Consider the following 16651-nt stretch of genomic DNA (forward strand, 5'->3'; position numbering starts at 1 on the left):
TAGGCTAGGACCAACAAAACGACATGGGCATGAAAAAAGCCAGCCTGCCCGGCTGGCTTTTTAATTACGGCGCAAATCCCGCTCAGTGCGCGCTTTCCCAGCTTTCCCCTGCGCCCACCTCCGCCAACAGCGGCACCTTGAGCTTGGCCACGCCGGCCATGATCTCGGGCAAACGCCGCTTAACCAGCTCCAACTCGGCTTCCGGCACTTCCAGCACCAGTTCGTCATGTACCTGCATGATCAGTTTGCTGCCCATGGCGTCGTCCTGCAGCCAGTTCTGCACCGCTATCATCGCCAGTTTGATCAGATCCGCCGCCGTACCCTGCATCGGCGCGTTGATCGCCGCGCGCTCGGCGCCGGCGCGGCGCGCCTGATTCGACAGTTTGATTTCCGGCAGATACAGGCGACGGCCGAATACGGTTTCAACATAACCTTGCTCGCGCGCGGTTTCGCGCGTGGTCTGCATATACTCCGCCACGCCCGGATAGCGCATGAAATAACGGTCGATGTATTGCTGGGCGGCGCTGCGCTCTATGTCCAGCTGCGCGGCCAGGCCGAAGGCGCTCATGCCGTAGATCAGGCCGAAGTTGATCGCTTTGGCGGCGCGCCGCTGATCGGGGCTGACTTGGGATAGTTCCACGCCGAACACCTCGGCGGCGGTGGCGCGGTGGATGTCCTCGCCGCTGGCGAAGGCCTGCAGCATGCCGGCGTCGTCGGACAAATGCGCCATGATGCGCAGCTCAATCTGCGAATAGTCGGCGCTGACGATCATGTGCCCCGGCGGCGCGATGAAGGCCTCGCGCACGCGACGCCCTTCCGGTGTGCGCACTGGAATGTTCTGCAGGTTCGGGTCCGAGCTGGCCAAGCGCCCGGTGATCGCCACCGCTTGCGCGTAATTGGTATGCACTCGGCCGGTGGCGGCATTGATCAGCAGCGGCAATTTGTCGGTATAAGTGGACTTGAGCTTGGCCAGGCCGCGGTATTCCAGGATGCACTTGGGCAGCGGATGATCCAGCGCCAAGGCCTCCAACACCGACTCATCGGTGGAATAACCGCCGGACGGAGTCTTCTTCACTCCCTTGGTGGGAATGGCCAGCTTGCCGAACAAGATTTCCTGCAACTGCTTGGGCGAGTTCAGATTAAACGGCTGGCCGGCCAATTCATAAGCCTGGCTCTCCAGCCGCAGCATTTCCGTGCCCAATTGATGGCTTTGCGCCGCCAGCCGGTCGCGGTCTATCAACACTCCATGGCGCTCCATCGCAAACAACACCTCGGCCACCGGCAGCTCGATGTCGCGGTAGACTTCGCGCAAGCGCCCGGTCAACAGGCCGGAAAAGTATTGATTCAAGCGCAGCGTGATATCGGCGTCCTCGGCCGCGTAGTTGGACGCGGTGTCCACGTCCACCTCGCCAAAGCCGATCTGCTTGGCGCCTTTGCCGCAAATCTCCTCGTAACTGACCGTGGACTCGCCCAGATGACGGCGCGCCAGATCGTCCATATTGTGGCGCTCATGGCTCTCCACCACATAGGAAGCCAGCAGGGAATCGTCGATCACGCCAGCCAAGCGGATGCCGTGATTGGCGAACACATGGCGATCGTACTTCAGGTTCTGCCCGCACTTTTTGCTGTCGGCGTCTTCCAGCCAAGGTTTCAGCTTGGCCAGACTTTGCTCCAGATCCAATTGCTCGGGCGCCCCGGCATAGTGATGGTCCAGCGGCAGATAAGCGGCTTCGCCGGAACGCACCGAGAAACTGATGCCGATGATGCGCGCCTGCATCTGGTCCAGACTCGTGGTCTCGGTGTCCAGCGACACAACATCCGCTGTCGCCAACTTGGTCAGCCAGGCGTCCAGTTGCTCAGCGAGCAGAATGGTTTCATAACGTCGCTCCGCCACCGCCTCCGGCAGAGCCGGGCTGTCTTGCGCGGCTTCGATGGCGAACAGATCGTCCCCCTGGGCCCCGGCCGTGGTTTGCGCCACCGCGGGCATGTCTTCGCCCTCGGTCACCTCGCGGTAGAACGTACGGAAGCCCAGCCCCTGATATAGCTCGGCCAGCCGCGGCTTGTCCTTGATCCCATGCTGCAAGCTGTCCAGGCCGTAGGGCATGTCCGCGTTCAGATCGACGTCGCACGTGATGGTGATCAGCTCGCGGCCCTTGGGCAGCCAGTCCAAGGCCGCGCGCAGGTTCTCGCCCACCTTGCCGCCTACCTCCGCCGCCTGGGCGATGATGGCGTCCAGATTGCCGTACTGCTCCAGCCACTTGACCGCGGTCTTGGGACCGCACTTGTCGACGCCCGGCACGTTGTCCACCTTGTCGCCGATCAGGGTCAGGTAGTCGACGATCAATTCCGGCGGCACGCCGAACTTGTCCTTGACCCCATCGCGGTCGAAGGTTTCATTGGTCATGGTATTGACGATGGACACCAGGCCGTCCACCAATTGCGCCATGTCCTTGTCGCCGGTGGAGATGATCACCTTCATGCCGGCGGCCGCGCCGGCTCGCGCCAGCGTGCCGATCACGTCGTCGGCCTCCACCCCCGGCACCACCAGCATCGGCCAGCCCGAGGCTTGCACCACCTCATGGACCGCCGTAATCTGAGAGGCCAGTTCCTCAGGCATCGACGGGCGATTGGCCTTGTATTCGGGGTAAAGGTCGTCGCGAAATGTCTTGCCTTTGGCGTCGAAAACGCAGGCGCTATAATCGAACTGCACTTCCTTCTCCAGCCGCCTGAGCATGTTCACCATGCCGTAGACAGCCCCCACCGGGCGGCCATCCGGAGAGCGCAAATCGGGCATCGCGTGAAAGGCGCGGTACAAATAAGAAGAGCCGTCGATCAATAACAGTGTTTTCATAAAAAGAGGCAGAATATGAGCTTGTCCGATAAATTACCGCAAACCAGCGATCGTCACGCGATGATGCAGCGTTTCCGTTCCCGCGAAGCCTGGCATGTGATGAAGATCATGTCGGAGTTTGTCGATTCGGCGGAAGCCTTGCAAGGCATCATGCCGGCGGTGAGCATTTTTGGCAGCGCGCGCACGCCGCGCGACCACAAATATTACAAATTGACCGAAGAAGTCGCGCGCCTGCTGTCGGACTCCGGCTTCTCCGTCGTTTCCGGAGGCGGCCCCGGCATCATGGAAGCCGCCAATAAGGGGGCATTCTACGGCAGAAGCCCGTCGGTGGCGCTGAATATCGTGCTGCCGCATGAACAGAAACCCAATGAATACCAAGACCTGAGCATCAAGTTCAACCACTTCTTCAGCCGCAAGGTCATGTTCGTCAAACACGCTATCGCCTACGTGGTGATGCCGGGCGGCTTCGGCACGCTGGACGAAATGTTCGAGGCGCTGACGCTGATCCAGACCGGCAAGAGCCGCAAGATCCCCATCATTCTGTGCTGCCGGGAGTTCTGGGAAGGCCTGCTGGACTGGGTCAAGGACCGCTTGATCAGCGAAGGCATGATCAACCCCGACGACATGAATCTGATCCAACTGATCGACGATCCGCGGCAAATCGTCGAAACTATCTTCAAACATTACGAAACCCGCGGTTTTGAAGCGCTGCCCGAAGAGCGCGAACAACTGCTGCACCTTTAAAACTGATGACAATCAAGGACCACGCCATGCGCCGCCTGCTCGCCGCCCTCGCCCTGCTGCCATTGACAGCCGCCTGGGCCGATACGCCCCCTCCCGCCAAGACCCCGGTGCCGCCGCCGCCGACGATCAGCGAACAAAACGCCGCTACCGCGGAACCGGAGGTGCGCATCATCCAGAAGGGCGAAGACAAGATCGAGGAATACCGGCTCAACGGCCATTTGTACATGGTCAAGGTGACACCGTCGCACGGCGTGCCCTATTACCTGATGGACGACAACGGCTCCGGCTCCATGAAACAGATCGACCCCGCCAACCGCATCATCATCCCGCGCTGGGTGCTGATCCGGTTCTGAGAGGGCAACTATGTCTGTTTACACCACGGTCAGCCATGACCAGATGCAAGAATGGCTCAAGCGCTACACCTTGGGCCAGTTGCTGGACTTGCATGGCATCGCCTCCGGCATCACCAATACCAATTACTTCGTCACCACCACGCACGGTCGCTACGTGCTGACGCTGTTTGAAGCGCTGAAGCTGCAGGAACTGCCCTATTACCTGACGCTGATGAGCCACTTGGCGCGCCACGGCGTAGCCTGCCCGGCGCCGGTAGCCGACAACACCGACCAGTTCGCCTCGATGCTGGCCGGCAAGCCGGCCTGCCTGGTTAGCTGCCTGGACGGCGCCGACGTCGCGGAGCCGACCCCGGCGCAATGTCGCTCCGTCGGCGAGATGCTGGCGCAAATGCATATCGCCGGCGCCACCTTCCCCGGCAAGATGGCAAATCCCCGCGGCCCGCGTTGGTGGAGCGAAACCGCGCGCCAAGTCTACTCTCACATGGACGAAGACTCCGCCGCCTTGCTGCGCGAGGAGGTGCAGTTTCAGGACAGCCACCGTTTCGATCACCTGCCCTCGGGCGTGATCCACGCCGACTTGTTCCGCGACAATGTACTGCTGGACGGCGACCGCATAGCCGGCTTCATCGACTTCTACTATGCCTGCAACGACGTGCTGCTCTACGACCTGGCCATCGCGGTCAACGACTGGGCCCGCAACGCGGACCACGGCATAGACGACGAACGCGCCGCCGCTCTGCTCTCCGGCTACCAGTCGGAACGCAGGCTCACCTCGGAAGAGAAAAAGGCCTGGCCACTGATGCTGCGTGCTGCCGCGCTGCGCTTCTGGGTTTCGCGGCTGCAGGATCTGCATTTCCCGACGGCGGGCGAGATGACCTACACCAAGGATCCCAAAGTCTTCCAAACTGTGCTGGAGGCGCATCGCTCGCGCAGCGACTGCTGGCTGCGACATTAATGGCACACTCATTCCCGTCGCGTTGACAAATCCCCAGTTGTCACTTTGCAGACTTACAGTCTTGCACTATGCTGATGGCAAGTAGTATTGATTTTATGAAGTTGATAGTTTTCCTGTTTTAAATGTTGCACTTAGATTAACTTCGAAGCACAAATACACAAGGGCACACTATCATGTTGAAGAAAGTCTTTATTCTTGCCTTGGCTGGCCTGCTCTCTGCTCCGGCGTTTGCCGCAGAGGAAGCCGCAGCGACCTCGGCCGCGGGCAGCAGCGCCGCCGGCACCACCTCCGCGGCAGCCGCTGGCGCCGCCGGCACCACCGCCGGCATTGCCGGCCTGAGCGTAGGCACCATCGCCGCCATCGGCGCAGCGGTTGCCGCAGCGGTTGCAGTTTCCAGCAACAGCGACTCCTCTACCTCCCACTCCGCCACCACCCACCATTAAGCCGCCGTGCCTATGCACCGCGGCTTGACCGGACACTGGCGTTCGTCCCGAACAGGCAGCCTGCCTGCACCCGCAACAGGCTGCCTGTGTTTCTGCCTGCGTCTGACACAGGCGCTGCGTAAGCTTGACGTTCTTTATTGATATTCATTTGTTGTTTGCAAGACCAAATCAATAACTCTAAATAAAGCAATCCATGCGTGGCATTCTGATAAAAGGGATCGTTTTCGGGGGTAGTTGCGGCCTGCTGTTGCCGGTTTACGCGCAACCGTCGCTCAATGGCCAATCCGGCTACATCAATATGCCGTCGGCGGACCTTGGCCGCGATGGCTCCTTAAGCTTTGGTTTCAGCTCCGACAAGCCATACAGCACCTTGTGGGTCTCGGCAACGGCGCTTCCCTTCCTGCAGATTTCGGGGCGTTATATCTCTATTGCCGGCATTGCCGGTTTTGACGATCAGCAATACGGCGGCGGCTACGGCAGTTATAAAGACAAAGCCATCGACACCAAATGGCGTTTGTTTGAAGAGGCCGACTTTTGGCCCGCGCTCTCCTATGGCCGAACGGATATTTTCGGCACCGCCCTATGGCGCGGTGATTATCTAGTGGCCAGCAAGCGCCTCCGACCCAACCTAGAAGTCTCGGCGGGCGTCGGCTCCGGCCGGATCGAAGGCCCTTTCGGCGGCCTGCGCTGGACTCCTGAACGCTTCCCCCGCTGGTCGCTGGTAGCTGAATACGACGCGAATCACTATATATCGGATATTCGTTCCAAAGACACCTTCGCTTCGCAAAGAAAAAAAGGGCCTGCGGCCGGCATTGAATACCGATGGGGCTGGCTGGGCCTGCAGTTAGCCAAGCAAAAAACCCATGCCAGTCTGAACGCCTCTATCGAAATCCCCTTGAATGAGCACGAATTCGTTCCAAAAATCAGCGAACCCGCTTATTTCAGCGGCGGTCCCGAAGTCCCGCTCCGCCCCACCTTGCGTCAATGGCATGCCAATAGCGCCTATGGCCACGGCCTGGTTAGCGCCTTAAGCAAACAGGATTTCAAAAACATCCGCATCAGCATGCGCGGCGACGAATTCGTACTGGAATTGAACAATAGCCGAATTTCCAATGTGGGCCGTGCGGTGGGCCGCGCGGTTCGCACCGCGTTGTACTTTACCCCAATTGAAACGCGCAGCATCCGCGTGGTCTACACCAAGCTGGAACAGCCCATCGCGACCTATAGTTTTTTCAAGCTGTCCACCTTGAACGACTACCTGCTGGGCAAGATCGATCGCCAACGCTTTCTGGAAAGCGTGAGCATCACACCAGGCAAGAACTTGGAGTTGGAGGAAGTCGACGCGCAGCAGCTCAGCGCCAGCATCAAAGACAGCGTCAACCTGGAGATTTTGGCGGGCAAGGACGGCGACATCGTCCAACTTAACGCCGAGGACAACGAGGCCAATCGCTTCCGACTGGTGCCCAAGACCGGGGTTTACTTCAATGACCCCAGCGGCGCCTTCCGCTATGAAATCGCCGCCGCCGCCACCTATACGCGGCGTATGGGAACCGGCTTGTTTCTGAATAGCGCGCTCAGCGCCAATCTCTACAACACGGTCTCCGGCGTCAAACAGCCATCCAACAGCCTGTTGCCTCATGTCCGCTCCGACGTGGCCGAGTACAAGAAAACCAATTCTCCCAAGCTGGACCGCCTGCTGCTGAACCAGTATCTGACCCTGGGGCCGAATACCTATGCCCGCGCCTCCGCCGGCATTTACGAGGAAATGTTCCGCGGCGCCGGCGGCCAGATCATCTATTACCCCGAAACCCGCCACTGGGCGATAGACCTCGCCTTGGACGCCTTGCAACAACGCGACTTCAAGGGCTGGCTCGGCAAACGCGATTACCAGACAGTCACCGCACTGGCCTCGCTGCACTATAAATTGCCGATGAACGTCACCGCCACGGTGCGGGCGGGCCGCTTTCTCGCCAAAGACAGCGGCGCCCGTCTGGAGCTGAAACGCCGCTTTCGCTCCGGCATCGAGATCGGCGCCTGGTACACCAGCACCAACGGCAACGACATCACCTCACCCGGCCTGCCCAGCTCGCCCTATAAGGACAAGGGCTTGTTCATTTCCATCCCGCTGAACAGCATGTTGACGTTGGACACCCAGGCGGTGGGCAATTTCGCCTTGTCCCCATGGACGCGAGATGTCGGCCAGATGGTGCTGTCGCCCGGAGACCTCTACGATCAGCTCAATGACCCGCGCAGCGATGTGAACGCCTACGACGGCCTGGGCAATTTCGCCGAACGGCCGGATGAGCAAGACCTGCCTCAAGTCAACCCGCCCGCTCCGTCTTTCCACCCCTGGCCATTGGTACGACTGCGGCTGAACGACTCTTCCAAACAATTCGCGTCCATGGAGGACAAACCTGGCGCCGTGGCCATTGCAACCGGCATGACCCTGGCGGCGATTGCCTTGGACAAACCGGTGAACCAAGCGGTGGGCCGGCATCAGGACAACCGCCTGCTCAAGGGCTGGAAACAGATAGGCAAGACCCTGCCAATCGCCGCCCTAGGCCTGGCGGGCGGAGCCTTCGCCCTGGGCGACGACAGGCTCAGCAACACCGGTTTGATCTCGCTGGAATCCTCAGCACTCGCCGTCGCCGGCAGCGTCGCCCTGAAAGGGCTGAGCAATCGCGCGCGGCCAGACGCCAGCGATAGCCCCTGGCAACAGCAGCCAACGGGCAGTTCCCGCTTCCAAAGCAGCTTTACCTCCAATCACGCCGCAGTACTGTTCGGAGCACTGACGCCATTTGCCAAAGAGTACGATCAGCCCTGGCTATACGGCTTAGCCGCCATCGGCGCGCTCGGACGCGTCGCCGGCAAAGACCACTGGTTGTCCGACGTTGCCGCCGGCAGTCTGCTCGGCTATGCCTCGGGCTCCTGGCTCTGGCAAGCTCAGCGGGACGAGTCCCGTTATCGCACCTCGCTGATACTGGGCCCCAAACAAGCCGGCATCCAAGTTACGAAATCACTGGATTGAAACGAACGCCCATGACCCCTCTTCTTGCGACCATGACCGACTATCCACGCCTTCGCCGCCAGATGGTTCCCCTGCTTATCGCTCTATGCGCCGCCGGTCCCGCCATCGCAGCCATGCCAAGCGCGGGCGGCGACTTTTCCAGCACCATGATGCCGAGTTATGAGCCGGAAGCCATGATGTACGGGCAGCCCAGCATCAGCAATCAAGTCCCGCTTGCACAACAACCATGGCAGCAACAAGCGCCTCAACAACAATGGCAACAACAGCGCAGATTGCCACCATCCAGCGCAAAACCAATCAAGCGTGAACTACCGCAGAATGAGTCGCAGGAAGAGAAGCTACCGCCCTTCGTCGAATACGTGAAAGTAGCCACCGGCAACATCCTTCCTGTTTTCGGCGCAGACTTGTTCGACAGCCCTCCGTCAACCTTTGCCCCCAGCGGCACCGCTCAGGTCAATCCTGACTATGTGATTGGCGCCGGTGACCAGATCCAAGTGAAGGGCTGGGGCATGGTCGATATCGACCTGACTCTGACGGTTGAGCGCAACGGCACGGTCTATCTGCCCAGAGTCGGCGCCATCGCGATTGCCGGCGTGAAGTTCAGGGATTTGCAAGACACGTTGAAAAAAAGCGTCTCGCGCGTGTTCCATAACTTCGATTTGAGCGCCAGCCTGCTGCAAACCCGGGCTGTGCAAGTGTACGTCGTCGGCAATGCTCGCGCGCCCGGCAGCTATACCCTGGGCGGGATGAGCACTTTGCTGAACGCGCTGTTCGCCGCGGGCGGCCCCAACGACAATGGATCGATGCGCCAAATCCAATTAATGCGAGACGGCAAAGCCGTCGGCCAGCTAGACCTCTACAAAATTCTGGTGGATGGGGACAAGTCCAGCGATCTGACTCTGCGCGACGGCGACGTGATTCAAATTAGGCCCGCCGGCAAACGGGTTGCCTTGCAAGGTGACGTCAAGCATCCCGCCATCTATGAATTTTCCGATGGCGACAGCGCCGCCGACCTATTGCACTGGGCTGGCGGCCTGGAGTCCGCAGCGGAAGGCAAAGCCTGGCAATTGGAAAAAAGCGTAGACAATCGCTTCGAGACGCAATGGCAGACCTCCAATGGGAAAAGCAGCCTCGATCACGTCGCTCTGCAGCAACTCAAGTTGGGCGCCAGCGATATTTTCCGCGTGTTCGCTCCCAACGCCCTGCCGGTAAATATTCAGCAAGACACCGAATACGTCCGCGTCAGCGGTGAAGTGAAACAAACCGGCACCTTTCTGCTGCAAAAAGGCGAGACCTTGCGCGATCTGATCATGCGCCTGGGCGGCGCCACGGAAAACGGCTATATCTTCGCCACCAATTTGCAGCGCGAAAACATCAAAAAAGAACAGCAGGCCAAGCTGGACGAAGTAGCCAACCGCTTTGAAAAGGAATTGGAGCAGGCCTCCGCCGCGCGGCTGTCCAAACAGACCGATAAAGACAATGTCGCGGCCATTACCGCAGAAGTCGAACGCCAACGCAAGCTGGCGGAAAAAATGCGCGCCATCAAAGCGGAGGGACGCGTCGTGCTAGAACTGAGCGGCAGCAGCGCTCAAGTCAAGGACCTACCCGACCTGCCCCTGCAGAACGGCGACGCCATCACCATCCCGCGCCGCCCGGGCACAGTCAATGTCCTGGGCTCCGTTTACCAGAGCAATGCCTTTATCTATAGAGCGCAGCGCTCGGTGAAAGACTATCTGGACCTGGCAGGCGGCATCAGCCAGACCGGCGACAAGTCCGCAACCTACGTGATCCGCGCCGACGGCACCGTGGCCAGCAATAACAACGCTGGCTGGTTCAACAGCCTAGGCGGCAAGCGCATCAACCCGGGCGACACTATCGTCGTTCCCGACGAATTGGTTGTCAGCAGTTGGACTCAGTCGCTAAAGGAATGGACATCGATTCTCTATCAGTTCGGGCTAGGCGCCGCCGGTCTGAAAGTCTTGAAGTAAAGCAAGTCATCATTTAACTCGGGATTCAGACATGTCCACACACGACAAGGCAGAACCTCAAAGCCTCTCTTCCGATGACATCGACTTCTTCGACGTATTGAAGACTTTGCTGAAGCACAAGCACTGGGTCATCGGCAGCATTCTCGCGCTGGGAAGCAGCGCCTTGATTCTGAGCCTGATTCTGCCGCCTCTGTATATCTCCACCGCCAAAATCCTGCCGCCTCAACAGCAAAGCTCGAGCACGAATATGCTGCTGGGCCAACTGGGCGGACTTGCCGGCATGGCAGGGGTGGGTGGCATCGCCGGGCTGAAGAACCCGAGCGATCTCTATATCGGCCTTCTTCAAAGCCGCACCGTGGCGGACAACTTAATTCAACAATTCAAACTGAAACAGCGCTATGCCACGGAAACGATGGACGAAACCAGAAAAGCGCTGCAAAGCGCCAGCGCCATCATCAGCAGCAAGGACGGTCTGATCAGCATCAGCGTGGAAGACAAGGACCCTCAATTCGCCGCCGCCTTGGCCAATGGCTATATCGCCCAATTGATCCGGCTGAACCAGTCCCTGGCGGTCACTGATGCGGCCAAACGCCGGCTGTTTTTCGAAACCCAGCTCAAACAGACCAAGACTCAGCTCACCGCGGCAGAAACCGCACTGCGCCAGACCCAGGAACGCACCGGCATGATTCAACCGGACGGCCAGGTGCAAGCCATTATGAACGCCGTCACCCAACTCAAAGCCAGCGTCGCAGCCAAAGAGGTGCAATTGGAGGCGCTGCGCAGCTATGCCACCGAGCAGAACCCGCTCTATCAGCGAACCAAACAAGAACTGGCAGGCCTGAAAATTCAGTTGGCCAAACTGGAAAACGGCGCCGAAACCGCAGGCGACGTGATGGTGCCCACCGGTAAAATGCCGCAATCCGGACTGGAGTATCTGAGACGGCTGCGCGAGCTGAAGTATCAGGAAACAATTTTTGAACTGCTGGCGAAGCAATATGAACTGGCCAGAATCGATGAAGCCAAGGATTCGTCTCAAATCCAGATTCTGGACAGCGCTGCAATACCCGAGCTAAAGAGCAAACCTGTTCGCTCTTTAATTACCGCTGTAGGGCTATTCAGCGGCCTGGTGCTCGGCATCGCGCTGGCCCTACTGCGCGAACGCTTCCAGCTAGCGCACAAATCCGGCCGCTTGCCTGAGTTGAACTGGGCGTTGAAAGAACGCTAACGCGTTACTCTCCTCCTATAACCCATCCGGAACACAAACCCCAGCACCAGCATGACCATCATGCTGGCCGCCAGGCTCAGCGGGCTGCCCCAAACCAACGGCGCGATCAGACCCGCCACCACGCTGGACATCATGGTCTGGAAAAAGCCCTGCAGCGAGGAAGCGGTGCCGCGCAGCGATGGGAACTGGTCCATCAGGTTTAGGGTGATGGACGGCGCGGCGATCGACATGCCGGTGGTGTACAGCGCCAGTGGCAGCACCGCCCACGGCATCGCGGCTTCCGGCGCCAGCAGGTTGTACAGCAAGTTCCAGCCGGCGGCGATGAACATCACCACGTAGCCGCGCGACACGATGTCCTTCTGCGACACCCGCCCCGCCATCTTGCCGGACAAATAGGCGCCAAACATGATGCCGGACACCGCCGGGCCGAACATCCACAGGAACTGCTCAGGCCCCAGGTGCAGATGCTGCATCAGAAATACCGGCGCCGACGGGATGTACAAGAAGAAGCCGGCGAAATTGAAAGACACCGCTGCGGTCAGCAGCTGGAACTCGCGCTTGCGCCCCACCTGCCAGTAGTTGGCCAACAGATACTTTATTTTCAATGGCTGCCGTGCGGACTCATGATGGGTTTCCGGCAAAGCAAACCAACTCATCAGGAACAGCGCCAGGCCGATCAAGGCCATGAACACGAAGATGGAATGCCAGCCGAAAGCGCCGAACAGCCAGCCGCCCACCACCGGCGCAATCGCCGGCGACAGCGAGAACAGCATGGTCACCTGCGACATCAGCCGCTGAGCGTCGGCGCCGTCCAGCTTGTCGCGGATGATGGCGCGCCCCACCACCAGGCCGGCACCGCCGCAAAAGCCTTGCAGCGCGCGGAACAGCAGCAGCTGGCCCAGGCTGTCGGCCAAAGCGCAGCCTATCGACGCCAGGCTGAACAACAAGGTGGTGACCAGCACCACCGGGCGACGGCCCACCGCGTCCGAGATCGAGCCATGCCACAGCATCATCACCGCGTAAGACAATAGATATACCGTCAACGCCTGCTGCATCTGCAGTTGCGAGACCGCCAGGCTTTGTCCGATCGCACTCATCGCCGGCAGGAAAGTGTCGATCGAAAACGGCCCCAGCGTGGACAGGGCCGCCAACAGGATTGCCAGCCCGAAGTGGCTGCGAGTGGAGGGGTGCATGGCGGATAAATAACAATGAGAGTCAATGCATGTTAACGGTTAGGCCGACACTTGCCAAACCGGACTGATATAAATAAAACGTCATAGTGCATATCTTGCCGTTCAAGCTCGCGCCGCTGGCGCCGGCTTCGATTTCGTGCCACGATCAATCCACTCCACGCCAGCCATAACAAGGAGAGACCAGCATGATCCGCCTGTATCACAACCCCCGCTGTTCCAAATCCAGAGAGGCGCTGAGCCTGCTGGAAAACGCCGGCGCGGAAATAGAAATCATAGAGTACCTGAAGCACCCGCCCAGTTACGAAGAACTGGAGCGCCTGCTGACTCTCCTGAACATGGAGCCGCGCGACTTGATTCGCCAGAAAGAGGAGGAGTACGCCGAACTCTACCTGGACGACATTACGCTGGAACCCAGACATCTGATTACCGCCATGATAGACAATCCCAAGCTGATCGAGCGCCCTATCGCCGTCTGCGGCGAACGCGCCGTGGTGGGGCGGCCGCCGGAACGGGTGCTGCAGCTTCTGGACTAAGCTTCGCCGGCTCCGCCCTCCAGCGCCCAAGGCAATCGCTCTTGGGCGTTTTTGCATCCAACGCCCCGCCGGCCTGCATCTGTCCCATCCCCTTCAAAATTATCACTTGCGGAATAGTAACTTCCGTTACTAAAATAACGACCATGAATCCAACCAAGTCATTTCAAACGCTTGAGCAGGCCGTTAACCGGATCGAAGCGCGTTTTCCCGGCGTGCCCCGCCAGGAAGTCATTCTGGCGCGCTTGCTGTACCACATCCTGCCGCGGCTGTCCGCCCATCTGTGCGACAAGCTGAAGCATCACGGCCTCAACGAGACGGTGTGGATGGCCTTGCTGGCGCTGTACGCCTGCCCGCAACAAGCGCTCTATCCGTCTGAAATCAGCGACACGCTGGATTCATCGCGCACCAACGCCACGCGCATTGCCGACGAACTGGTCAAAAATGGTTGGGCGGCTCGTTCGCCCAGCGCGGAGGACCGGCGCAAGATCCTGCTGGAGTTGACGCCGAGCGGCGTGCAACTCGTGGAATCCCTGCTGCCCGTTTCACGCGAATGCCACCGCGAGTTGTGGTCGGATTTCGACGCCGCGGAAAAACAGGAGTTCGAACGCTTATTGCGCAAGCTGCTCTGCAGCCTGGGCGGTTAAAGCTGGGAAACCGGCTTTTTTTCGCCCTTATAATAACTTGCGTGACTATCACATCATCAATCACTTTACCAATTGCTAATACAGCAAGTGAATACGGGAGTCCCACAAGGTGAAAAAGACTCAATGGCAGCACGGCGTCAGCGCCCTGCTGCTCAGCGCCCTGCTGGGCGGCTGCGCGAGCTTCGGCCCTGACAACGTCCCGGCATCTGAGCTCAAAGCCGAACAATTACGGCTGGCCAATGGCCAGGGCGAACAGATCGCCAATGATTGGTGGACGCAACTGAACGACGCCGTGCTGAACCAGCTGGTAGCCAAGGCCCTGCAGGACGCGCCCTCGCTGAAACTGGCCGAAGCCCGGCTGCGCCAAGCGCGCGCCGCAGTCGGCATCGTCGAAGGCAATAGCGGCCCCAAACTCGATTTCAGCGCCAATATGACGCAGCTCCATTACGAGTTCCCGGCGCCGATCTCGCGCGACTACGTCAACGCCTACACCGCGATGCTGATGGGCAGTTGGGAGTTCGACTTCTGGGGCAAGCACCGCGGCCAGATCGACGAAGCCGTCGGCCAGCAGCAAGCCATCGCCTTCGAAGGCGCGCAAACCCGGCTAACGCTGACTCAAGCCGTCATCGCCCAATACACCCAGTTGCAACGGCTGCAGGCGCAAAGCGCGGTGCTGGCCAAGCGTATCCAACTGGCGGAAAGCCGCCAGACGCTGACCCAGGCCCGTATCAACGCCGGCCTGCTGCCGGGCGACAACCAGCGCGGCAACGAAGTTTCGCTGCATCGCCTGCGCCAGCAGCAAAGCGCGCTAACCCAGGACAGCGACCGCGCTCGTCATGCGCTGGCGGCGCTGACCGGCCAAGGCCCGGAAGCCTTGCGCGGCTTGCAAGCCGGCAAGGCGCTGACCGTGCCGGCCATGGACGCCGACAGCCTGAGCGCCGACCTTCTGGGCAAGCGCCCGGACATCGCCGCCCAGCGCGCGCGGGTGGAAGCCACCGCCGGCGCGGTCAAGGCAGCGCGCGCCGAGTTCTATCCCAATATCAAGCTGACCGCCTTCGCCGGCCAGACCTCGCTGGAATTCAACAAGCTAATGAACGGCGACTCCACCTTCTGGGGCTTCATGCCGGCGATCAGCCTGCCCCTCTTCCACTCCGGCGCGATCCAGGCCAATCTGGGCAAGCAGCGGGCCGGCTACAACATCGCCGTGCACAGCTACAACCAGACCGTGCTGGACGCGCTGCGCGACGCCGCCGACACCGTCAGCGGCTGGCAGCAAAGCGGCAAGCAGCTGGAGCAGTCGCGCCAGGCGCAAGACAGCAGCCATCGCGCAGCCGACTCCGCCGCCGCCCGCTTCAAGGCCGGCATCATCAACAAGCTGAACCTGCTGGACGCCCAGGACAGCGCTCTGGCGCAACAATCGGCGCGCATCGACGCCGAAGCCGGCCGCAAACTGGCCTGGGTTTCCCTGAACACCGCATTGGGCGGCGGCTTCAACGCTGCGCCCGCCACCCACTGAGAACGCATCCATGGACAAGAAAACCAAAACTGCGCAAGGCCGCAAGCGCAATCTGATCGTCGCCACCACCCTGTTCGCCGCCATCGCCATCGGCTACGGCGCCTACTGGGCGCTGGTGCTCAGCCACCAGGAAAACACCGACGACGCTTATGTCAGCGGCCATCTGGTGCAAGTCACCCCGGAAGTGGGCGGCACCGTCGCCAAAGTCCTGGTGGACGACACCCAACACGTCAAGGCCGGCCAGTTGCTGGTCAGCCTGGACAAAAACGATGCGCAGCTGAACTTCGACCGCGCCCGCAATGAGTTCGCCCAAGTCGTGCGCCAGACGCGGCAGTTGATGAACAACACCCAGCAATTGGCCGCTCAAGTCACTTTGCGCGAAACCGAACTGGCCCGCGCCGACGCTGACCTGAAGCGTCGCAAACAGCTGGCCGGCACCGACGCGCTGTCGGCGGAAGAGTTGAGCCACGCCAACGACGCCGTCGCCGGCGCCAAGGCCGCGCTGGACGCCGCGCGCGAACAGCAAAAAGCTAGCGCCGCGCTGCTGGGCAAGGACGCGCTGGCGCAGCAGCCGGCGGTCAAAGCCGCCGCCAGCCGGCTGAAGGAGGCCTGGCTCGCGCTGCAACGCACTGAGATCAAGGCGCCGCTGGACGGCGCCGTCGCCCGCCGCAATGTGCAGGTTGGCCAGCGCCTGGCCGCCGGCACACCGCTGATGTCGGTGATCCCGCTGCAAAACCTGTGGGTGGACGCCAACTTCAAGGAAGGCCAACTGGCCAAGATCCGCATCGGCCAGCCGGTGGAGCTGAAATCCGACCTCTACGGCGGCAAGATCGTTTACCACGGCAAAGTGGTGGGCCTGTCCGCCGGCACCGGCAGCGCTTTCTCGCTGCTGCCGGCGCAGAACGCCACCGGCAACTGGATCAAGGTGGTGCAACGGGTGCCGGTGCGCATCCAGCTGGACCCGAAAGACCTTCAATCGCACCCGCTGCGCGTCGGCTTGTCGATGGACGCGGTGGTGGACACCTCCAGCACCGACGGCAAGGCGGTGGCCGAGGCCCAGCCCTTCGTCGCCCATCAGGACGTCTCCGGCCAATTGCCGGACCTGAAACAGGCCGACGAACTGGTGCGGACGCTGCTGGCGGCCAACGCGGGTGAAAGCAAGGCCGAATAAGGGGGCC

Annotated in this window: 13 protein-coding genes; 11 read left to right on the forward strand and 2 right to left on the reverse strand. The window is 60.5% G+C overall.

Features of this window, described 5'->3' with window-relative positions; translation table 11 throughout:
• Positions 1-82 precede the first annotated feature (82 nt).
• Positions 83-2851 carry a DNA polymerase I gene (gene polA / locus HA052_RS12875; RefSeq protein ID WP_166452223.1) on the reverse strand — a complete coding sequence of 923 codons (2769 nt, stop codon included), beginning with the start codon at positions 2849-2851 and terminating at the stop codon, positions 83-85.
• 15 nt (positions 2852-2866) lie between these two features.
• Here polA and HA052_RS12880 point away from each other — a divergent pair, with 15 nt between their 5' ends.
• From HA052_RS12880 to HA052_RS12910, 7 genes are all read left to right on the forward strand, one after another.
• Positions 2867-3595, forward strand: a complete 729-nt coding sequence (locus tag HA052_RS12880) for an LOG family protein (protein WP_019101898.1) — start codon at positions 2867-2869, stop codon at positions 3593-3595.
• A gap of 26 nt (positions 3596-3621) precedes the next feature.
• Positions 3622-3948: a DUF2782 domain-containing protein gene (locus HA052_RS12885; RefSeq protein WP_081549046.1), complete on the forward strand. Its 327-nt coding sequence runs from the start codon at positions 3622-3624 to the stop codon at positions 3946-3948.
• Between the two features lie 10 nt (positions 3949-3958).
• Positions 3959-4903: a homoserine kinase gene (gene thrB / locus HA052_RS12890; protein ID WP_166452224.1), complete on the forward strand. Its 945-nt coding sequence runs from the start codon at positions 3959-3961 to the stop codon at positions 4901-4903.
• Positions 4904-5076: 173 nt separating this feature from the next.
• Positions 5077-5346 (forward strand): hypothetical protein, encoded by a 270-nt coding sequence (locus HA052_RS12895; RefSeq protein ID WP_166452225.1) that lies wholly within the window; start codon positions 5077-5079, stop codon positions 5344-5346.
• A gap of 193 nt (positions 5347-5539) precedes the next feature.
• Positions 5540-8374, forward strand: a complete 2835-nt coding sequence (locus tag HA052_RS12900) for a YjbH domain-containing protein (RefSeq protein WP_166452226.1) — start codon at positions 5540-5542, stop codon at positions 8372-8374.
• 11 nt (positions 8375-8385) lie between these two features.
• The gene (locus HA052_RS12905; protein WP_240937355.1) at positions 8386-10362 is read left to right on the forward strand and encodes an SLBB domain-containing protein; all 1977 of its coding nucleotides are present in this window, start codon (positions 8386-8388) and stop codon (positions 10360-10362) included.
• A gap of 31 nt (positions 10363-10393) precedes the next feature.
• A complete protein-coding gene (locus HA052_RS12910) occupies positions 10394-11587 on the forward strand; it encodes a GumC family protein (RefSeq protein ID WP_166452227.1) in 1194 nt (397 codons plus the stop codon).
• Here HA052_RS12910 and HA052_RS12915 read toward each other — a convergent pair.
• Complete coding sequence (locus tag HA052_RS12915) at positions 11584-12780, reverse strand: multidrug effflux MFS transporter (RefSeq protein ID WP_166452228.1); 1197 nt, start codon at positions 12778-12780, stop codon at positions 11584-11586. The two genes, HA052_RS12910 and HA052_RS12915, sit on opposite strands and share 4 nt — an antisense overlap.
• A gap of 185 nt (positions 12781-12965) precedes the next feature.
• Here HA052_RS12915 and arsC point away from each other — a divergent pair, with 185 nt between their 5' ends.
• The 4 genes from arsC (at position 12966) to HA052_RS12935 (ending at position 16644) form a co-directional block, all read left to right on the forward strand.
• On the forward strand, positions 12966-13313 hold the full coding sequence (gene arsC, locus HA052_RS12920; protein ID WP_081549169.1) for an arsenate reductase (glutaredoxin): 348 nt from the start codon (positions 12966-12968) through the stop codon (positions 13311-13313).
• Between the two features lie 143 nt (positions 13314-13456).
• Positions 13457-13957 (forward strand): MarR family transcriptional regulator, encoded by a 501-nt coding sequence (locus HA052_RS12925; protein WP_081549171.1) that lies wholly within the window; start codon positions 13457-13459, stop codon positions 13955-13957.
• A 109-nt stretch (positions 13958-14066) separates the two neighbouring features.
• Entirely contained in the window at positions 14067-15473 is a 1407-nt protein-coding gene (locus HA052_RS12930; protein WP_166452229.1) for an efflux transporter outer membrane subunit, read from the forward strand.
• A 10-nt stretch (positions 15474-15483) separates the two neighbouring features.
• Positions 15484-16644, forward strand: coding sequence for an EmrA/EmrK family multidrug efflux transporter periplasmic adaptor subunit (locus HA052_RS12935; protein ID WP_166452230.1), 1161 nt, complete (start codon positions 15484-15486; stop codon positions 16642-16644).
• The last annotated feature ends 7 nt before the right edge of the window (positions 16645-16651 follow it).

Origin of the sequence: Chromobacterium fluminis (assembly GCF_011602385.1) — a bacterium.
GTDB lineage: Bacteria > Pseudomonadota > Gammaproteobacteria > Burkholderiales > Chromobacteriaceae > Chromobacterium > Chromobacterium fluminis.